This window comes from Shewanella sp. OMA3-2 (genome assembly GCF_021513195.1).
GTDB lineage: Bacteria > Pseudomonadota > Gammaproteobacteria > Enterobacterales > Shewanellaceae > Shewanella.
On the sequence record NZ_CP090974.1, the window covers coordinates 789,211 to 808,858 of the forward strand.

The window sequence follows — 19,648 nt, forward strand, 5'->3', positions numbered from 1 at the left end:
CTATACTTCAGTTTCTGTGGCGATGACAATACGCCCTGATGAATAACATTTATCACCTTCGCTATATTGGAAAGTTAGTTTTGCTTTGTCTTTATTATGACTGATAGTGAGATCCACATGACTATCGGGTAATAGTAGCTGCTGGAATTTCAACACTTCAAGGCTAGCCACTTTGGATTGATAGCCAAACGCTTTACAGCCGAGTTGCACTGCCCAATCTAGCTGAGTCACTCCTGGGAGCACAGCTTGCTCAGGAAAATGACCTTTAAAAAAATCTAAACCGCCATCAACAAATAAACGCCAAGTGATGCTGTTATCTTGCTGCTGTTGGTTAACAATTTGCGGTAATACGGATTTAATCATGTTTTTTAAATAACGAAATCAGCTCGGCTTGAACTCGTTTTCCTTGCGAATTTTGCGGTATAGTTTCTGGGTAACGCCAACGTCTAGGTAATGTGACTCGTTCAAACTGACTTAATAAGTGTTTTTTTATCAAGTTGTTGATAGTGAGCTTACCGTCACTGGCTAATATTTTTTTACCTTCATCCGTCAAAGTAATAATCGCGCCTAGCATATGTCGTGGCTTGGTCAGTATGGTTACCGCAGCATCAAGTACTAAAGGATGCTCGCACAGTAATAGCTCCATTTGCACCATAGAAATGCGCTTTTCTTCAACCTTAACAATGCGATCAAGCCGGTTGAGTAAGGTAAATTGCTGTGGGTTAATCAGTTCGATGCTGTCATCACACTTATGCCACTGGGTAGTATTTTCTAGATATGATGATTGAATACATAATGCGCCATCGTCTTCATCTTGCTTGATGTTAACCGGGCTGAATATCTGCCAGGGCTCGTCGGCATTATGCTGGCGTCGATAAGCTATGCCGCCAGTTTCAGTGCTACCGAATATTTCGATAGGCAGTTGACGATAACATTGCTCAATATCTGTGGCGGCTTCAAAACTGAGTGGCCCACCTGAGCTGAAAATCAAGCTGGGGCAGCGATGTTGTAATTGCTTGTCTAACGCGTCTGGTAAACGAGAAAGCTGAGCCAGGCTACTGATCAAGCAAAGGTTAGGCATAATGGCCAAATAGTAACTTAGGGTTTCTGGGTATTCTATTTGTTCACTTAAAAAAGGCCGGTTTGCCGCCAGCGGCCATAATATTTTAAACAACAAACCATAAATATGTTGGTGCGAAACGGTTGATACCACAGAGCAATGGGGCAGATGATCGGCAAAGGTACGCTCGAGTGTGCTCACTTCTGCATCTAACTGTGCAATAGACTTTTTAACGGCTTTAGCTTCGCCGCTACTGCCAGAGGTAAACAGGATTAATTCACCTAATTGGGCGCTTTGAGGCCATTTTGCTGCCGGTGGTGTTATGTCACTGGTCAGCGGTATATAGATTCCGGCATCACAAATAGGCTCATCGGCAATAACAGCATCAAATTGGTGCTCGAGTTGAGTTATAGTGCCCGCTTGGATGTTGGCGGGTAAAATGATGGTTTTGCCTGCTAATAGTCCAGCGCAAAGCCCAGCAGCAAACAAGTCACTTTGCTTGGCTGCAAGTAACCAACGTTTAGCGGGTTGGTCGTGTAATTGTTGGTACAGGTAAGTTACCTGTGCACAAAAACGGGTGCTGGTCATAATAGCGTGATGATTAAAACTGATTAATTGCTGGGTGTTGGGCCCTGTTTTAAGCCAATTAAGTAATAAATTATCCATGTTTTTTCAACCATAAAGTACGATATAGCCATTCACCACCCAATAAAGCCCCTATTAACATATATGCAATAAGGCCATTATAAAGGGTCCATGTTTCTATGCTTGTTGCCAGCGCAGTATAAAGCGCCATTAATCCATTAAATACAAACAGCGCACACCATAACTTTGTCACTTTGATTAAATAAGGTGTCGCTTTTGCAGGTAAATCAGGCTCTTTTAATTTAGCAAGGCGCTCAATCATACTTGGGCCATGATTAAGTGAGTGGATAAATAAAGCCAACATACTGAGGTTAATTACCACAGGGTAAAACAATAACCAGTCATGCCGTTGGGCAATAAAACTGGCGGCGGTTAGCCCTATGCCTACTAGCAATGGAGCTAACAGGGGGGTTAACTGTTTTTGACTTAATGACAGCCGAGTGATTAACAAACCACATAACACTAAGGCGATTACCCCGTTAGGTAAATATTGCAAACCGAAATAAACCGCGATGGGATAGCCCATGACAGCCAGCGCAGATATTACCTGCAATAGCGCTTTCATTATTGCTGCATTAAACCATCAATGGCATTCACGACATCATTGACTGTGCGAACGGATTTAAATTCCTCAGGTTGAATTTTTTTACCGGTCAATTGTTGTAATTTGATTACTAAATCAACAGCATCAATACTGTCTAAGTCCAGCTCATCATAGAGTGTGGAGTCGAGACTAATATCAGCGGGCTCTATTTCAAATTCGTCGACTAAAATGCTACACAGCATGTCATAAATTTGTTCACGACTTTGCATTTTTAACTCCTATGCTCGCTGCGATTCAATAAAACTGGCAAGGCTGGCAATACTATAAAAGTGTGCTTTAGTCGTATCTGAGTTAGCTTCAATTTTAACATCAAATTTCTTTTTAATCGCTAAACCTAACTCTAGAGCGTCAATAGAATCTAAACCTAAGCCTTCACCAAAAAGTGCTGCGTCGGTGTCAATATCATCAATAGCGATGTCTTCAAGGTCTAAACACTCAATGATGAGTTGTTTAATTTCATTATTTAAATTAGTCATTTACTGTTCTTATGGTTGTTGTTTTTCAAAAGTAATTGGATGCACTAATTGTGCTTTATAAAATTGTTCAAGCTCTCGCGTTAGTTGCCTAGCAAGTTTTGCTTCACCAGCATCACGCTGATGATAAGTTTGATAAGCAAAAGTATGGCCTATTTCTACTGACATATTAATCGTTTGGCGAGGAATTTCATACCATGGTTGTTGTTTGGTGAGGCCTGCAACATCGGTACGCAGCACAACGGGAACAATATCAGTGTGGGTGCGTAAGGCAATATTAGCGGCTCCTCTAGCAAAGGGGTTAATGATGTTACCGATTAAGGTGCGCGTGCCCTCAGGGAAAATAATTAAATTAGTGCCGCGTGATAAAACTTGAGTGCAATCATCTAGCAAGAGTGCTGCGCCGCGGTTAGGTATGTAGCCTGCACAGGACAGGACTCCGCGCATAAAAGGGTTGTGCCATAGGGTTTGTTTTACCACGCAGCCAACGTTGGGCATTAAACTTATTAATACAACTACATCAACTAAAGTCGGGTGATTGGCGACAATAATACTGCCTTTAATATGACTCAATTGCTGCTGTGCTGTTTGGCTGACTCTAATTACGCCCGCAAAAGCTAACATGGTCACAAATAAGCGAAACATCCAACTCACAAAGCGTTGTACTCGTGCGATTCTGACGGCATAACTACCAGGCCAAAATCGTAAAGCAGGCACAATGGTTAGCGAACTGAGCAAACCGCCCAATCCAAAGGCAAAGTAACAGCACACGCCGCCTACCCAGCGAGGGAAATAAGCGATACCAGAAAGTTTGCTCGCTGAGGCTGAGTCGCTATTTTTAATGTTAGCCATTAGGAGTTAAAGTCCAATGCCATTGGCACATTTCGCCTTGTAATGCTGTTTGCGTCGCAAGATGATGGATTAATTGGCTTAAGCCAATGGCACTATAGGGAGCCGTTTGGGGTAAGGAATTGTTAATCGAAACCTGAGCGATACTTTGTGGGTGTGGATGCTCACTTGCAATTGTCAGTAATAAGCCGAATCCGATGGGGAATTCCACTTCATTGAAAAACTCGTTATACACAGGTGGCACGGGATCATCAGCAAAGATCAATAATACTGGTTGGGGTTGCTCTGCAAGTTGGCCGTAGGCTTCGATAAATGCTTGCGGCAAACTTTGGGCGCCAGCGGCAATTGACGTTGAACTGGTTTTGTTAGCGCTTAATATGCCAAATATGCCACTGCCAGTATTGTGTACAGATTGGCTAAAGGCCGTGGGGGAAAGAGGCTGTTTTGCGACCACATCTTCCAGTAGACCTATAGTGCGATTGAGTTCACCGTGTCGGGAAGCAAAGATGCTACGGGTGGAGTTTTCGGCCTGACAGTCAAATGCAACAGTAAGCATCATTTTGGTTAGTCGACTGAATCGACGCCTTTGCATTGCAGGTATTTCAGAAAGTGCCGGAGATACCTTGCTGAGTGCGGTTTGTTGATTTGGCTCCTGCCAGAGCGACCAACTTTCTCTTGTTTGAAAGTCAGGTGTCCAAGCGCTCCACGATAAAATATCAAATGCTAACTGCACTACATTGCCTCTATGTTGCCTAGTCGTCCTTATCTAAGTATTCATTTTTGTTTAATGGCGAACAAATGGGGAGTCATCAAACAAAAATTAACAGGTTAATTGTACACTAAAGTATGACAGGCTAAACAGTCATGCAGGCATAAAAAAGCAGCGAAAGAAGGGTTCTTTCGCTGCTGCTGCATACTGTCACTCAAATGTGGTTGAGTTGGCAGGTTATTGGGGTAATAAAGGTTGTAAGCGTTTTACGGCATTTTTAATTTTACGGGTATTTTCTGGACCCATTCTAACCAGTAGCTTTTGTGCATTAGGTAGCGCCTCTATCCTTGCATCAACATACTGGTAATTAACCGATATTGAGGTTAATTCAATAGGATCTTCAATAATAGGTGCATCGGCAATCATTTTAAAAGCTTGTTGCATGCGTTCATCAAAGTTCATATTGGCGTAACCAAGCTCGATAAATGCTTCTTCAAATAACGGCTTAAGCTCGCGATAAGTGGCGGCTAATTCTTGATCATTTAGCCCAGAAATAAAATCTGCATATAAATCGTAACGGTGATAGCTGTCTGGATTTAAATAGGTTTTGTTAGTTATTTCACTTACAGTAAACTTATTATCAGGACCTTGCATTGGGCTGGCTTTACGGATTAACTCGCCTTGGGCTAAGTTATCAATAAAGACCACAAATTGACGCGCCATATCCTTCTTTAAAATAAGCGGTTCAATTTTCATCCCGTTTGCTACGGCTAAGGTTTTCTTGGCGACAAAGTCGTCAGATTCCGCTAATGGTGGTAAAGGCTCAGCAACCACTTCAGGTGTTTGTGACTCACCCAGAGGCACAATATCTGATGCCGAAGATTCAGGTGCATCTACATCAGTAATCGATTCTTCAATGGGTGCCTCTTCGATAGGATTCATCGGCATAGGTTCAGGTAACTCAATAGGTGTTGGCATGGCCGGTTCTAATTCAGTTGAGTCTTCGCCACTCATATAGAAGTAACCTGCACCGACTATCAGTGCAACGATAACGCCACCGATAATGGCGTTATTGGTATTGGGTTTCGCTTCAGCTTCAGTGGTGGGTGTCGCTCTATCTTCTTTATTAACCTGCATTGCAATTCCTTAGCTGTTTAAAGCTGATAATACGGAACAGAAAAAGTAAATACTGTCTCTATTGTGCAAGATTACGCTTGCATGTCTATAGGATGGTTAAAATATAAATAAAAAATCATCTTATGCTTGCACGTATTGCTGTCGTTCACCTAGCCATCGTTGAATGATTAAGTCGACATTATCGGGCACTTGCTGATAAATATGTACAGCAAGCTTTTGAATGCTGGGGATCAGGTGTTGATCACGGATTAAATCAGCAATTTTCATGTCAGCGAGCCCAGTTTGTTTAGTGCCTAACACTTCGCCAGGGCCTCTGATCTCTAAATCTTTTTGAGCAATAACAAAACCATCATTACTATTACGTAGTACACCTAATCGTTTGGTCGCGGTTTGTGATAATGGTGCTTTATATAGCATGACACAATGACTTGCCACCGCACCACGGCCCACACGTCCTCTTAGTTGGTGCAATTGAGCCAGCCCTAAACGTTCAGGGTTTTCAATAATCATCAAGCTAGCATTAGGCACGTCAACACCCACTTCAATCACAGTTGTCGCGACTAACAGCTGTATTTCACCGGCTTTAAATTTGGCCATGACCTGTTGTTTTTCTGCACTTTTCATTCGTCCATGCACTAAGCCTACCGTGAGTTCAGGTAATATCTCAGTGAGTTCTGCTGCGGTATCTTCTGCGGCCTGACATTCTAACACCTCAGACTCTTCAATTAAGGTACATACCCAATAAGCTTGACGATTATCTTGTCGTGCGGCTTGCCTAACTCTTTCAATTACATCATTACGGCGACTATCTGATACTGCTACCGTGGTAACGGGTGTTCTGCCAGGGGGAAGTTCATCAATCACTGAAGTGTCTAAATCTGCATAGGCTGTCATGGCCAACGTTCTTGGTATTGGGGTGGCGGTCATAATGAGTTGATGTGGATGAAAACCTTGGCTAACGCCTTTTTCGCGTAAACCTAAACGTTGATGAACCCCAAACCTGTGTTGTTCATCAATAATAATTAACGCAAGTTTATGAAAATGAACCGCATCTTGAAATATCGCATGGGTACCTATAACGATTTGTGCCGCACCCGAAGCAATGTCTTCTAATGATTGCACTCTGGCTTTGCCTTTGATTTTACCCGCTAACCAACCCACTTTTACCCCTAAAGGTTCAAACCATTGGGCGAAATTAATCGCATGCTGCTCCGCTAACAACTCAGTGGGTGCCATCATAGCCACTTGATAACCATTTTCTATGGCTTGCAGCGCGGCCATGGCAGCAACTAATGTTTTGCCTGAGCCGACATCGCCTTGCACTAATCTCATCATAGGGTGTGATCGCTGTAAGTCTTGGCTTATTTCAGCGACAACGCGTTGCTGTGCATCTGTTGGCTTAAAAGGAAGGTTTTTTAAAAATGGGTTGAGTAATTGACCGCTGGCAGCGATTGAAATGGCCGCATCACGCTGTGATTTTTGTCTTAGCTGCAACATGCTTAAGTTATGGGCCAGTAATTCTTCTTGCACTAAACGTTGCTGGGCGGGGTGCTGACCTTGTTCAAGCATAAATGGGTCGACATATTTATCTGGTCGATGCAGTAGAATAAGGGCTTGCGGCAATGTCAGGTTGTTGGGTTGTAGATTGACCGGAATAAGCTCAGGCAAGCCGCCTTGATTTAGCATCAATAGGGCTTGGTCGGTTAGCTTGATCCAGCTTGCCTGCTTTAGCCCTTCCGTTGTCGGATAAATAGGGGTTAAGGTTTCACTTAAATTACTGTCATCACCGGGTTGGATAATTTTATATTCAGGGTGAACAATTTCAGCATGATGATTACCACGACGAATTTCACCATAGGCGCGGATCATAGCGCCTTGTTGCATGCCATTACGTTGTGCCATTGAAAAATTAAAAAACCGTAATGTCATTGGCCCGGAGTCATCACGCACATTGCAGATAAGCATTCTGCGACGACCTTGAATAATTTGCGTGGACTGTACTTCGGCTTCTATGGTGCCATAGCTGCCAAATGACAGTGCGCTAATAGGGTAGATTTGAGTGCGGTCTTCATAACGCAGCGGTAAATGAAACAGCACATCTTGTACTGTTTTAATGCCTAGCTTATTCAGCCTTTCAGCCATTTTTTTAGCCACACCTTTTAGCTCGGTGATGGGCACTAAATCTAAACGCAACAAACGTTATTTACTCCACTAAGTTATGCTTAACTCAATTTGCTTAGCACTGACATAGTACTGTGATTATATACATATGTTTTACTATCTTAGCAGAGATTAGATCTAAGGCAATATCAAGATATTAGCTTAAATTTATAACCAACCTTTTTGTTTGGCGATTCGGGCTGCATCAATGCGGTTGCTGGCATTGAGTTTGGCAATAGCTTCAGACAAGTAATTACGTACCGTACCTTCAGCAATAAAAAGTAATTTGGCAATATCGCTGGTGGCTTTACCTTCGCTGGCTAATCGTAGTGCTTGGCGTTCTTTACCATTTAGTGGGTCAATTTCACCTATGGCGGCAAAGGCCAGCTCAGGGTCAATCACGCGTTTGCCTGACATGACCTTGACAATGGCACTGATTAACTCATCTGACGGAGCATCTTTTAATAAAAAACCATTTACACCGTATTCTAATGCGCGTTTGATGTAACCGGCTCGGCCAAAGGTGGTTAAAATAATGACCTTGGTTGTACTGGATTGTGATTGTAGCCATTGGCTTAAATCAAGGCCGGTTTTATGCGGCATTTCTATGTCGGTGAGTAATAAATCAACAGGCTGTTTTTTTAGCAAAGCTAAAGCTTGTTCGCCATTTTCGGCTTCGATAATTTCAAAGCTATTAGCTAACTGGGGGTGAAGTAATTTATCTTTTGCCAGCGTAAGTAATGCGACTAAGGCGCCACGGATCATAGCCTGGTCTTCTGCGAGTAAAATTTTCATCCGGTATCCTTATCCTTGGTCTGTCTTTTATGTTTATAGCGATCTGTTATTCGCTTTATTGGGTGGTATTAGGCAGAGTGATATTAAGCGTAAACACTGGCGTGATTTGATATGAAAATGTGCCATTTAGTAAATCTACCCGTTCACGTATGCCTTTTAAACCATTGCCTTCGTTGATCTCTTTGGTGGCCGTATTTTGGCTAAGACTAAGATGAATATTATGCTCATCTTGGGCGAAAACCAGGCTCACCTTTTCGGCATGACTATGTTTGAGGCAATTGTTAACAGCCTCGGTCAAAATGAGCGCTAATTGCGACTCGACCAACTCTGTTGATGATGGGGTATCTCCTTCGACATGCACTTCCATGCCTTGATCGCGCAAAGATTGTATTAATGTAGGCAAACAAGCTTGCAGGCCTTTGTGTTTGTAATTCGACACAGTTTGCCGAATTTGGCTAAGACTATCACGGGCAATGTCGGCCAATTGGGTTAATTGTATTTGAGCTTGTTCTGCTTGATTGGCCTGGAGTAACTTAGTCGCAAGCTCAGCTTTTAAGGCGATGGAAGATAAATTGTGGCCCATAATGTCGTGTAAATCACGGGCAATACGTTCACGCTCTAATGCCGTTGCCAGTTGGGTTATTTCGTCTTGTGAACGCTGATGTTGACGTTTAATACGCTGACGATTTTGTTCAATAATGCCAAAAATACCTACACCTAAGCTAATGCCCATACCATAGAAAGCAAAATAGTAGCCTTCAATATTGACCACTTGATTCAATGCAAATAGCAGCAAGAAAATCGCTGAAAATCCAAAAAGAGCGGTGGGTAATGTGTAGAAAAAACCAATAAAAAAGCACACAAATGAGAACAATGAAATAGTGCCGGAGGTAAAGGGAGTTGCCACAATCGCGCAGGTTAGCATTACGGCAATGGGATAATGTGCTTTTTGGGTGCTGCTGTTATATGCCCAATAATACCCGAAAATAAAAGGCACTAATATTAACAGTGCCACTATAATATTGAGCCATTGACCTTGCATGAAAAACAGCGGGATAAAATAAAAACCTAAATTTAACAGATAAACCCAAGCAGTTTTTTGCTCATAGCTTTGTTCTGCCGTTTGGCTGTTGTTATTAAAGTAACTCATGGTGCTTATTCCAATATAATCATTAGGCCGTGCAGGCAATTAAGACGCTGTTAATCATATGTTAACTGCGCCTTAATTGCGCGTATATAGGTAAGCCTTTATTTAACAAGGTTTTTAATATGACTCTTACTTTGATATCTGCTTTGCCGTTTGTTGGCTAAGTAAAAATTTAGCCCAACCATATTGTGCATCAACCGTTAATGCGGTTTGCCAGTCAGAAATTGCACCCGCCAGATCGCCATCTTCTTGTTTCGCTAGCCCGCGCCATGTGTAGGCTTCGGCATGTCCCCAGCAAATATTTTCACAGGGTGCTTCAAAAAGGCTAATGGCTTCTGTAGCCAGTGTTTGCGCTTTTTCTATACCGCCACCGAATATTGATGGGGTATTGAATGCGCTAATGGCTTGCACCAACTTAACCCTTGGGTTAGTGGCATCAAGTTGTTCTGCTTGGGTAAGTAAACGCGATGACTTGATACCTAAGGTGGCCGCTTGACGACTATCAAAAGCGATTTTCATGCCATAGATTGATGCTAACAGCGCGCTGGCATCGGCACTGTTTTCTCTGCTAATCAATTGCTCAAGGTTTACTTGGGCCGAATCTAGGTGGGTGTTGGCAAGTTGTCTTTGTCCCAAAATATTAGCGGTTATGGCTAAGCGATAATCAGCATAAGCTTTTTCATAATCAAAAGTTTGGCTACTAATTTGCTTTAGCTGCTCAATATTCATGGTGTTGGCCGCGGCATCAATTTGGTTTATGTCAGCAAAGCTTGCGTGGCTGATAAGGGTTAAGCTGCCAATTAAGAGTAGTGTTTTCATGTCAATCTCCATTTTTTGATGTTAATAAGCCAAACCAGACTGGTTTGAAACTGAGATAATTATGTCGACAAACAGTGAAACTTGGCAGGCACATAGGTCATGGATTTGGTATGACAAATGTCATCAATTACAGGTGAGTTTTGTCGGTAAGCAGAAAAGGGTATCAAAAAACCGTCTATAAAATGAGACGGTTTTTTTGAGGACACCAGGTAGTGACTTTGGTGAGTAAATCAATTTAAGCGTTTATCAACACTTGAGTTAAACGAGGTTTTTAGACCTGATGATGAACATGTTTAAGCTAAGCAACCACTTGAGAAACCAAGAAGCCGGTATAACCCAGATAGCCTGTTAGTAATACCGCACCCTCGCGACGACCGATACGCAGTCCGCTCCAAGCAAAAGGTAGTACCATAATGGCGAAGAGAAGCATGGCGATAAAGTCTATTTGATTAAAGCCTTCAGCAGATACCGGATGGATTAATGCTGTTGCGCCCAATATGCCTAATACGTTAAAGATGTTCGATCCCACTACGTTGCCAATAGCAATATCACTTTGGCCTTTGAGTGCCGCCATAACGGATGTTACTAGCTCTGGCATACTGGTGCCAATAGCCACAATTGTTAAGCCGATAATCACTTCACTAATACCAAACATTTTGGCGAGATCTACCGCGCCATCAACAAACAGAATTCCGCCGCCAACCAACATAGCAATACCAACAACAATAAGCCCTACAGACAGTAATGGGTTTTGCGGTTTGGTATCAATGTCTAATTCTTCGGGTGCATTTTTTGAACTCACATAACTAAAGACTAAGTAACTGACTAATAAGCTAAATAGAATTGCACCGTCGATAAAGCTGACTACACCGTCAAGTAACAAGGTCCACACTAAAATGGATGCACCAATCATGATTGGAATATCACGTTTAACCATTTGTGATTGTATTTGAATCGGTTTAATTAAGGCGGTAATAGCCAGAATTAATCCAATGTTAACAATGTTTGAGCCAACAACGTTACCTAAGGCAATGCCTGGATTGCCGGCAAGAGCTGATTTTATACTGACCGCAAGTTCTGGCGCACTGGTACCAAAAGCAACAATGGTTAAACCAATAATCAACGGGGCAATACCGAGCTTAAGTGCCACAGCACTTGCGCCACGTACTAGGGCTTCAGCCCCAATGGTTAAAATAATAAATCCGCCAAGAATGGCCAATGCAATTAACATGTTACTCTCATTTTAGTCAGTGGTTTTGGGCTTAGCCATTAACCACTTTTTGGTTGTCGATATAATGAGGCGTATGTTGACAGAATATGTCAAAAAAATACACGCATTCAGCGTGTATTTTTTGTCTATTGAATGAATTTTAGTTCATCAATTTATAGCTCATCTTCCCAGCGGATTTTTGCACCACGAACACCCTCTACTTTAGCGCTAAAAGCCTTTTCAAGCACATGGCGTTTAATTTTAAGTGTTGGGGTTAATACATCGTTTTCGATAGTCCATGGTTCTTTGACTACGATAATTGCATCAACATGTTCATGGGATTCAAGGTTAGGGTTAATGCTGTCTAAGGTGGCTTTTAATGACGTACGCACTTCTTCACGGGGTTGTAAATTAGCCCCTTCAGACAATTGAACTAGGGCTACGGGATGCGGTAGGCCTGAGCCGATAACGCAAATTAGTTCAACGTGTGAATCTTGAGCCAGTTTGCGTTCGATAGGTACAGGGGCAACGTATTTACCTTTTGATGTTTTGAAATTATCTTTTACACGGCCGGTAATATCAATATAACCATCACTGTCTATTTCACACAAATCGCCGGTATGAAAAAATCCATCGGAATCAAATGCCGCCGCGGTAGCCTCTTCTTGTAAATAGTACCCTTTCATCAATCCAGGGCTTTTTACCAGCAACTCACCTTGTTCGGTGCGGCGCACTTGGCACCCTTCAATTGCGCGACCCACAGTACCAATTTTATTGACATTAAAAGGGTAGTTAATAATCGAATAAGCGCAGTTTTCAGTCATACCCCAGGCTTCACAAATATTCATTCCAATACTGTGATACCACTTAATTAACGTCGGTGGAATTGGCGCCGAGCCTGAACCGAGTAAACGACAATGTTCTAAGCCTAGGCCTTTCTGAATTTTGCGTTTAATAATGCTATTGATAATAGGTAATTTAAGCAGGAAATTAAGTTTGTTTTCACCAATTTTATTGACAATATTAAGTTGGAATAAAGTCCATAAACGGGGCACAGAAAAGAAAACCGTTGGCCGACAACGTTTTACGTCTTCAACAAAGCTATCTAAGCTTTCAACAAACGCCACCATTGAGCCGGAGTAAAAAGATGACCCTTCCATGGCAATACGTTCAGTGATGTGGGCCAGAGGCAGGTAAGACAGCAGTCTATCAGCAGTGTTGGTTTGTAAATCACGCACTACCGCTTCACAGGTCCAGCTGTAAGTAGCAAAGGTATGAATAGCACCTTTAGGTTTACCTGTTGAGCCAGAGGTATAAATGATGGTCATAGTCGTGTCGGGCGTTGGATGTTCTGCATCAACCAGAGGTTGCCCCAATGACAATAATTGATCCCATTGATACTGGGCTGGCATAGTGTCATAGGGCATGGCGAGGCGTAAAAGTTCACCGCCGACACCGGCTTCTTGGTCTGCCCAGTAGTCTAATTTACCGATAAAGATAGCTTTAGTACCACTGTGTTCTAATACATAACGAATCGTATCGGCATTAGCGGTTGGGTAAATAGGTACACTGATGTAGCCGCCTAGCATTAAGGCTAAGTCGGTAATGAACCATTCGGCACAGTTTTTAGATAAAATAGCCACTTTGTCGCCAGGCACTAACCCTAGATGGCGCAAAGCCCCTGCGATTTGTTGAGCTTTTTGTTGTACTTCTCGCCATGTGAAGTCGTGATAGTTGCCATTGATTGGTTGGCGTAAGTAAACTTTATCACCATGTGTTTCAACCCAATGCTCAAGCATTTCAACGGGTGTTTTAATTGCATTATTCATAGGGCTATTCTCTGATTTATTGTTTTTAATTAAGATTAGTTTAAACATGCGTTTGAACCAGTATGGCGAGTTTTGTGAGCCGGCGCAAATAGTTTGAGCTGATGAGACAGTAAACGTTATGAATCAATGGAATACTCTGGCTAGCTCTGAAGTGGGCAATGATTAACTGTTAGTTATATCGTGATTTTCTATGCGGTGCAGGGAATATTTAAAATGGCGACGTAGTAGGGGTTATCGTATTTGCTGTTAAATGACTTAACTTAACCGTATTACAGATATTACGGAGTTTTAATCTTTTAATCGAAATCTTACTCGACAATACTGAAACGACAACCCACTTGTTAACTTCACTGCAGCTTTCAACTGAGTTACTTTGTTATCTAGTTCTTATACTTCTTCAGCATGAGGATCAGGCTCTCGCATGCGTTGCCACCAATTATCCTCGGCTTTTATTTGTCCTTGCTGATCAATTTGCGGGTAAGGGATATTTTTACGGCGACAAGCTTTGGCATAAACCGGGTGGCCTTGTTCGAACAACATTCTCTGGCAATAAGCCTCATCTTATTGACGGGTGCCATACATGCCTGCTTGTTCCCGTTGGCGTTGTGCTTCATACATAATCAATGCCGAAGCAACCGATACATTCAGTGACTGCACCATACCAAGCATAGGAATAATGATATGTTGGTTAGCAATCGCTAGTCCTTCATCACTGACACCATCGCGCTCGTTACCCATAATGATCACCGTTGGTTTGGTGTAGTCTATTTGGCGAAAGTCGACGGCAGTGTTAGAAAAGTTGGTTGCCAGCACTTGCATGCCTTGGGCCTTAAACTGCGAAGCCGCTTGGTTCATATTGTCGTGCACTATGGTTTTTACCCATTGCTGACTACCAGATGCTGTATTACCTGATACCCGCATCTGAACGTCAGGCCATACCGCATGAACTTGGTGTATACCTACAGCATCTGCAGTGCGGATAACCGCGGCAATATTTTGGCTTTTATGGACAGTATCTAGACATAGGGTCAGATCAACCTGACGATTGTCTAGCATTTTATTGATACGGGCGAAACGTTCTGGGCTCATAATAAATGTTCATGTTGAGAAAACGAAAAGGGCGCATAAGCGCCCTCTATACTGAGTAATTTTGGACGTTAATGACGGAGCTTATAGCTCCATAATACCGTCCATTTCAACCAATGAGCCTTTTGGTAGCTCTTTTACCCCAATAGCAGCACGGGCTGGGTAAGGTTGTTGGAAGTAACGGCTCATGATGTCATTAACCGTAGCAAAGTGTGATAAGTCAGTTAAGAAGATATTTAACTTCACTATGTCTGACATTTTTCCGCCAGCGGCTTCGCACACTGCGGTTAAGTTCTCAAATACTTGCACAACTTGCGCAGAAAACTCATCGCTTACCATAGTCATCGTTTTAGGATCTAATGGAATTTGACCTGATAAATAAACGGTATTGCCAACTTTTACAGCCTGAGAATAAGTGCCAATAGCCTGTGGAGCTTTGTCAGTTGCAATGATAATTTTTTCAGCCATTTTGTGCTCTCTTGTTGATTATTATAATGATTTATAAAAGGGTTATCTGTTCCGTGAGGTACGCAGCACTTCAGGAAGTACTCTTATACGGCGCATCACATTGGCTAAATGTACCCGATCGTTAACCGAAATACGCAAATTAATTAAGTACACGCGACCATCTCGCTCTTCGGTACTCAAGTTATGAATATTTGACCCTGCTGAGGCAATAATTGAGGTGATTTTGGCTAATGCACCTTGATGATTTACAATTTCAACGCGCAAGTTAGCATGATATTCCACACCTTCGGTATTATCCCACTGCACTGAAATATATTTGTCTGGCTCGCCCTGGTAACCGCGAATGTTGGCACAGCTTTCCATATGGACCACTAAACCTTTACCTGGACTGACATGGGCGATCACCGCATCTCCGGGAATTGGGCGACAACAATTTGCATAAGTAACCAGCATGCCTTCCGCGCCGCGAATTGGCATCATGTTGCCGTCTTTACTTGAGGCTGAGTCAAGCTTGTGACCTAACAAACGCTGGGCGATAACAATGCTCATCGCATTGCCCAATCCAATATCTGCTAACAATGAATCTAAGTTAGCATGCTTGGTCTCTTTGATGACCTTTTCGATTAACTCTGGCGGAATCGTGTCAAATTTAGTTGCGCCTAGTGCATGATTCAATAAACGACGGCCAAGTGTGACGGCATTGTCACCCTTTAAGCTTTTCAATACTTGACGAATTTTACCGCGTGCTTTACCTGTTACCACAAAGTTAAGCCATGCAGCATTAGGACGTGCACCTTTTGCGGTAATAATTTCAACGGTTTGGCCTGAAATTAGCGGTTGGCTTAGTGGGTAAGCTTGGCGATTCACTTTTGCACCCACGCAGGTGTTACCCACATCAGTATGCACTTCATAGGCAAAGTCGACCGCGGTGGCATTCACCGGCAACTCTAAAATACGGCCTTCAGGAGTGAATACATAAATTTCGTCAGGGAAGAGTTCAGTTTTAACGTTTTCAACAAACTCAAATGAGCTAGATGCACTTTGCTGTAATTCAAGTAAGCTTTGCATCCATTTACGGGCTCTGACTTGGGTAGTATTTTGCTGGCTAGCATCGGTTTTGTTTTTATACATCCAATGCGCGGCAACCCCTTTATCAGCCATTTGGTCCATTTCTTCAGTACGAATTTGCACTTCAACCGGAACTGCATGGGGGCCAAATAATGAGGTGTGCAATGATTGATAACCATTGGCTTTAGGTATAGCAATGTAATCTTTGAAGCGGCCGGGATGAGGTTTGTATAACCCATGCATGGCGCCAAGTACTCTATAACAAGTGTCAATGCTGTCAACGATCACTCTGAAGGCGTAAATGTCCATTACTTCTTCAAATTGCAGCTCTTTGTTGCACATTTTACGGTAAATGGAGTAAAGATTTTTTTCTCGGCCTTTGACCTTGCCTGCAATGCCAGCATCTTCTAATCGCGTTTCAATGGCACCTTCTATACCAATGATTAATTCTTTACGATTACCTCGAGCAGATTTAACGACTTCTTTTATCACCCGATATCGCATAGGGTAATAAGCTTGAAAGCCTAAATCCTCTAACTCTATTTTGATATTATGAATACCAAGTCGGTTAGCGATAGGTGCATATATTTCGAGGGTTTCGCGGGCAATACGACGACGTTTGTCAGGGCGAAGCGCGCCTAAGGTGCGCATGTTATGAGTTCGGTCAGCCAGTTTGATAAGAATAACCCGAATATCTTGGGTCATGGCCATCATCATTTTACGAAAATTTTCAGCTTGGGCTTCTTTTTTATCGCGAAATTTGATCTTATCTAACTTTGATACGCCTTCGACTAATTCGGCCACATCTACACCAAATAACTCAGCAAGTTCTTCTTTGGTGACAGGAGTGTCTTCGATGGTGTCATGAAGCAGGGCAGCCATTAACGTCTCATAATCAAGACGCATGTCTGCCAGGATGCGGGCAACCGCAACCGGATGGGTAATGTAAGGCTCGCCACTTGTGCGCATTTGCCCTTCATGGGCATCGCGCGCGACCAAATAAGCCTGCTTGAGTAATTCTACTTGCTCCGGCTCTAAATAAGCGGAAGCTGATTCTTTGAGACCTTCAAACAGATACAAGTGGCGCTACTCCTTAAATTACACGACCTTCCGCAATGGCGGCAACAGCAGCTATTTCAGCAGCTTCGCGTTCACGGACAGTTTGACGCTCATCAGCATCTAAAGTATTCGAGGTGACTAAACCTAATTCGATTTCGCGCAATGCGATAACCGTTGGCTTGTCATTCATCTCTTCTACCATTGGATCTTTACCTTGCACGGCGATTTGGCGTGCACGACGCGCTGCAACTAGGATCATATCAAAACGGTTGCCGATTTTATTTACAGCGTCTTCTACAGTTACGCGAGCCATGTGTGGAAACTCCAGTGTTATCTATGGGGAAAAAATGACGCAAAATTGTACACTAAGACAATTAGTTTGCCAATAGATCGACAAGCATATCATTGTGAGTGTGTCTCTGACTAGCACAGGTTAATCTTTGACTACTAATTATGGCTTTTAAATTGTCTAACGCAGTGTCGAAATTATCATTGATGATGACAAAGTCATACTGAGTAAAGTGCGACATTTCTGCGACAGCTTGCGCCATACGACTATCAATAACCTCCTGGCTATCTTGGCCTCGGCCGGTTAAACGGCGCGCTAGCTCGGCTTTTGACGGCGGTAAAATAAATACCCCAATCGCTTCAGGCATAAGATTTTTAACTTGCTCGCCACCTTGCCAGTCTATATCTAAAAAAACATCTACACCTTTGACTAAGGTTTGTTCGATAACAGTACGGGACGTACCGTAGTAATTACCAAATACTTCAGCCCATTCAAAAAAGGCGTTTTCAGCGATTAACGCTTTAAATTGTTCAACCGTGACAAAATGATAATGCTGGCCGTTAACTTCACCAGGGCGTGGTTGGCGAGTGGTATGAGATACAGATACTTGCATATCGCTGGGTTTATCTTTTAACAGTGCGGAGATAAGAGACGATTTCCCAGCGCCGCTAGGGGCTGACACAATAAAAAGATTTCCACGAGTACTCATAGTTTTGCTGTTCTCACAATACGGTTAAGAAAGTTTAATATTATAACTCAACCAAAACTGCCTACAAAGCCATAAAATCCCTGCTGATTGAGATTGAAATTCAATGCTCTCTTTTTTCACTGATTCATACTAAAATACGCCCAGCGACCCAAACGGGTTGCCTTGCTTACGATTCAAGGATTTTTCATGCAGTTAAACACGCTTTGGTGTTATCAGGGCCGCGACAATGCCTTCCGCTTTTTGGCCATCATTTTAGCCAGTTTTAGTTTTTTGTTTTTAGTCGGCTTAGTTTTTCCGCAAAGCATGATTATTTTATTTGCTGCACTGTTAACAACTACTGTGATTAGCTTGTCAGCGCTAAGACGTTTACATGATGCAGGAAGGCCAGCTTTTTGGGTGTTACTTGCTGTATTACCTCATTTATTATTTATATTGAGTTGTTATTTATTTTGGCCTTTTGCTGCTATTGCAGGAGTCGGCCTATTAGGTATTGCCTGTAGTGTTTTTATTAGTTTCTTTCCCGCTAACAGTCAAAAGGTGCCTTATTATATTGAAGGCTATTATGGCCCTAAAGCTCAGGCTAAGTCAGAATTAGGCGGTGTTAGAAGACGCCGTGAACCACAAGTTTTTGGCCAGGCCACTCGTGCAGATGTTAAACCGGTGGCTGCTGAAGTTCATCATGTTGTTGATGATGAGCGGGAGCAAAATGAGGTATCAGATTTTGGTATACATCAAGTCTCATTTGATAATGCAGAAGTTAATGGAACAGAGCCGATAAGTAGCGAACATATCGAAATTGATGCTACCGACGATCCTTTAGTTGCGCCAATGCATTTTTCTGCTAGCAATAAGGAACATACCCCAGAGCCAATGTCTGCTTTTAAGCAATCTTGGCAGGCTTCTCATCGTTTTGATGTTGATCGTGATGCACTTGATACCGGTTCAGTGACTGAACTGATCAAATCTTGGTTAAACCGCTTAAAGGAACATCGTATTCCAGTGATTCTGGGGGCTAAGGTGTTGGGTGTATTACTGGTTTCTGGTTTAATCGTCTGGTTGTTAGTCAGCCTAACTGGTGACGATGAAACAGATCAGAAAGAAATTGCAGAGGTTAAGGTTACTGAGTCGGGGCAAGTTGGCAGAGTTAGCGCTAAGTTGCCCGATGGTTTCTGGATAGTCATGCAAGACAGCATATTTATAGTGCGCTGGTTGGGTGATAACGGTGCGGAAAAAAATCTGTGGCGGCTAGATACTGCTCAAGGCGATAAAACCTGTAGTGAGCTGGTTTTTAACGATGGCAGTGAATATCGACCTATGAGTGTTGATTTAATGAGCGATGAGGCAACAGAGGCGCGTTTTTCACCTTTAGATAACAAATCTATTATTAATCATATTGCAATGCGTGGTAGTTTTAAACTTTGTGGCTATGACTTTAGTTTGAAGGGCAGTCAAGCCACTTTGATGCAGCATCAAGAGTTTGCTGATTATCTACCAACAAATTAACTGAATATATTGATACGATTTAACTTAAA

The 19,648-nt window shown here is 42.6% G+C and carries 19 protein-coding genes and 1 pseudogene; 1 reads left to right on the plus strand and 19 read right to left on the minus strand.

Annotated features, from left to right (window positions below):
* From L0B17_RS03575 to gmk, 19 genes and pseudogenes are all read right to left on the minus strand, one after another.
* Positions 1-363, minus strand: coding sequence for an ApeI family dehydratase (locus L0B17_RS03575; RefSeq protein ID WP_235087633.1), 363 nt, complete (start codon positions 361-363; stop codon positions 1-3).
* Complete coding sequence (locus L0B17_RS03580) at positions 356-1,726, minus strand: AMP-binding protein (RefSeq protein WP_235087635.1); 1,371 nt, start codon at positions 1,724-1,726, stop codon at positions 356-358. The genes L0B17_RS03575 and L0B17_RS03580 overlap by 8 nt, the downstream gene beginning before the upstream one ends.
* Positions 1,719-2,270, minus strand: a complete 552-nt coding sequence (locus tag L0B17_RS03585; protein ID WP_235087637.1) for a hypothetical protein — start codon at positions 2,268-2,270, stop codon at positions 1,719-1,721. Before L0B17_RS03585 ends, L0B17_RS03580 begins: the two co-directional genes overlap by 8 nt.
* Complete coding sequence (locus L0B17_RS03590; RefSeq protein ID WP_235087638.1) at positions 2,270-2,518, minus strand: acyl carrier protein; 249 nt, start codon at positions 2,516-2,518, stop codon at positions 2,270-2,272. Before L0B17_RS03590 ends, L0B17_RS03585 begins: the two co-directional genes overlap by 1 nt.
* Before the next feature lie 9 nt (positions 2,519-2,527).
* Complete coding sequence (locus L0B17_RS03595) at positions 2,528-2,785, minus strand: phosphopantetheine-binding protein (protein WP_235087640.1); 258 nt, start codon at positions 2,783-2,785, stop codon at positions 2,528-2,530.
* Between the two features lie 9 nt (positions 2,786-2,794).
* Positions 2,795-3,634, minus strand: coding sequence for a lysophospholipid acyltransferase family protein (locus tag L0B17_RS03600; protein ID WP_235087641.1), 840 nt, complete (start codon positions 3,632-3,634; stop codon positions 2,795-2,797).
* Positions 3,627-4,364 (minus strand): beta-ketoacyl synthase chain length factor, encoded by a 738-nt coding sequence (locus L0B17_RS03605; RefSeq protein ID WP_235087643.1) that lies wholly within the window; start codon positions 4,362-4,364, stop codon positions 3,627-3,629. The genes L0B17_RS03600 and L0B17_RS03605 overlap by 8 nt, the downstream gene beginning before the upstream one ends.
* Before the next feature lie 213 nt (positions 4,365-4,577).
* Complete coding sequence (locus L0B17_RS03610) at positions 4,578-5,477, minus strand: DUF3014 domain-containing protein (RefSeq protein WP_235087644.1); 900 nt, start codon at positions 5,475-5,477, stop codon at positions 4,578-4,580.
* 120 nt (positions 5,478-5,597) lie between these two features.
* Positions 5,598-7,673, minus strand: a complete 2,076-nt coding sequence (gene recG / locus L0B17_RS03615; protein ID WP_235087646.1) for an ATP-dependent DNA helicase RecG — start codon at positions 7,671-7,673, stop codon at positions 5,598-5,600.
* 132 nt (positions 7,674-7,805) lie between these two features.
* A complete protein-coding gene (locus L0B17_RS03620; RefSeq protein WP_235087648.1) occupies positions 7,806-8,432 on the minus strand; it encodes a response regulator transcription factor in 627 nt (208 codons plus the stop codon).
* A 55-nt stretch (positions 8,433-8,487) separates the two neighbouring features.
* On the minus strand, positions 8,488-9,582 hold the full coding sequence (locus L0B17_RS03625) for a sensor histidine kinase (RefSeq protein ID WP_235087650.1): 1,095 nt from the start codon (positions 9,580-9,582) through the stop codon (positions 8,488-8,490).
* Positions 9,583-9,708: 126 nt separating this feature from the next.
* Positions 9,709-10,398 (minus strand): hypothetical protein, encoded by a 690-nt coding sequence (locus L0B17_RS03630; RefSeq protein WP_235087651.1) that lies wholly within the window; start codon positions 10,396-10,398, stop codon positions 9,709-9,711.
* A 298-nt stretch (positions 10,399-10,696) separates the two neighbouring features.
* Positions 10,697-11,629: a calcium/sodium antiporter gene (locus tag L0B17_RS03635; protein WP_235087653.1), complete on the minus strand. Its 933-nt coding sequence runs from the start codon at positions 11,627-11,629 to the stop codon at positions 10,697-10,699.
* A 152-nt stretch (positions 11,630-11,781) separates the two neighbouring features.
* On the minus strand, positions 11,782-13,437 hold the full coding sequence (locus L0B17_RS03640; RefSeq protein WP_235087655.1) for an AMP-binding protein: 1,656 nt from the start codon (positions 13,435-13,437) through the stop codon (positions 11,782-11,784).
* Positions 13,438-13,824: 387 nt separating this feature from the next.
* A pseudogene (trmH, locus tag L0B17_RS03645) lies at positions 13,825-14,526 on the minus strand (tRNA (guanosine(18)-2'-O)-methyltransferase TrmH).
* An 81-nt stretch (positions 14,527-14,607) separates the two neighbouring features.
* A complete protein-coding gene (locus L0B17_RS03650; RefSeq protein ID WP_235087657.1) occupies positions 14,608-14,991 on the minus strand; it encodes a RidA family protein in 384 nt (127 codons plus the stop codon).
* Positions 14,992-15,033: 42 nt separating this feature from the next.
* Positions 15,034-17,139, minus strand: a complete 2,106-nt coding sequence (gene spoT / locus L0B17_RS03655; RefSeq protein ID WP_235087659.1) for a bifunctional GTP diphosphokinase/guanosine-3',5'-bis pyrophosphate 3'-pyrophosphohydrolase — start codon at positions 17,137-17,139, stop codon at positions 15,034-15,036.
* A gap of 13 nt (positions 17,140-17,152) precedes the next feature.
* The gene (gene rpoZ / locus L0B17_RS03660; RefSeq protein WP_188735731.1) at positions 17,153-17,431 is read right to left on the minus strand and encodes a DNA-directed RNA polymerase subunit omega; all 279 of its coding nucleotides are present in this window, start codon (positions 17,429-17,431) and stop codon (positions 17,153-17,155) included.
* 61 nt (positions 17,432-17,492) lie between these two features.
* Positions 17,493-18,116 carry a guanylate kinase gene (gene gmk, locus L0B17_RS03665; protein WP_235087661.1) on the minus strand — a complete coding sequence of 208 codons (624 nt, stop codon included), beginning with the start codon at positions 18,114-18,116 and terminating at the stop codon, positions 17,493-17,495.
* A 186-nt stretch (positions 18,117-18,302) separates the two neighbouring features.
* Here gmk and L0B17_RS03670 point away from each other — a divergent pair, with 186 nt between their 5' ends.
* Positions 18,303-19,619: a DUF805 domain-containing protein gene (locus L0B17_RS03670; protein WP_235087662.1), complete on the plus strand. Its 1,317-nt coding sequence runs from the start codon at positions 18,303-18,305 to the stop codon at positions 19,617-19,619.
* The last annotated feature ends 29 nt before the right edge of the window (positions 19,620-19,648 follow it).

Bases quoted from the DNA above. Each gene is read 5' to 3' on its own strand.
- L0B17_RS03670 (WP_235087662.1), top strand. From the start codon at position 18,303: ATGCAGTTAAACACGCTTTGGTGTTATCAGGGCCGCGACAATGCCTTC.
- L0B17_RS03590 (WP_235087638.1), bottom strand. From the start codon at position 2,518: ATGCAAAGTCGTGAACAAATTTATGACATGCTGTGTAGCATTTTAGTC.
- L0B17_RS03595 (WP_235087640.1), bottom strand. From the start codon at position 2,785: ATGACTAATTTAAATAATGAAATTAAACAACTCATCATTGAGTGTTTA.
- gmk (WP_235087661.1), bottom strand. From the start codon at position 18,116: ATGAGTACTCGTGGAAATCTTTTTATTGTGTCAGCCCCTAGCGGCGCT.
- rpoZ (WP_188735731.1), bottom strand. From the start codon at position 17,431: ATGGCTCGCGTAACTGTAGAAGACGCTGTAAATAAAATCGGCAACCGT.
- L0B17_RS03600 (WP_235087641.1), bottom strand. From the start codon at position 3,634: ATGGCTAACATTAAAAATAGCGACTCAGCCTCAGCGAGCAAACTTTCT.
- L0B17_RS03610 (WP_235087644.1), bottom strand. From the start codon at position 5,477: ATGCAGGTTAATAAAGAAGATAGAGCGACACCCACCACTGAAGCTGAA.
- L0B17_RS03580 (WP_235087635.1), bottom strand. From the start codon at position 1,726: ATGGATAATTTATTACTTAATTGGCTTAAAACAGGGCCCAACACCCAG.
- L0B17_RS03575 (WP_235087633.1), bottom strand. From the start codon at position 363: ATGATTAAATCCGTATTACCGCAAATTGTTAACCAACAGCAGCAAGAT.
- L0B17_RS03630 (WP_235087651.1), bottom strand. From the start codon at position 10,398: ATGAAAACACTACTCTTAATTGGCAGCTTAACCCTTATCAGCCACGCA.
- L0B17_RS03585 (WP_235087637.1), bottom strand. From the start codon at position 2,270: ATGAAAGCGCTATTGCAGGTAATATCTGCGCTGGCTGTCATGGGCTAT.
- L0B17_RS03650 (WP_235087657.1), bottom strand. From the start codon at position 14,991: ATGGCTGAAAAAATTATCATTGCAACTGACAAAGCTCCACAGGCTATT.
- L0B17_RS03635 (WP_235087653.1), bottom strand. From the start codon at position 11,629: ATGTTAATTGCATTGGCCATTCTTGGCGGATTTATTATTTTAACCATT.
- L0B17_RS03625 (WP_235087650.1), bottom strand. From the start codon at position 9,582: ATGAGTTACTTTAATAACAACAGCCAAACGGCAGAACAAAGCTATGAG.
- L0B17_RS03620 (WP_235087648.1), bottom strand. From the start codon at position 8,432: ATGAAAATTTTACTCGCAGAAGACCAGGCTATGATCCGTGGCGCCTTA.
- L0B17_RS03640 (WP_235087655.1), bottom strand. From the start codon at position 13,437: ATGAATAATGCAATTAAAACACCCGTTGAAATGCTTGAGCATTGGGTT.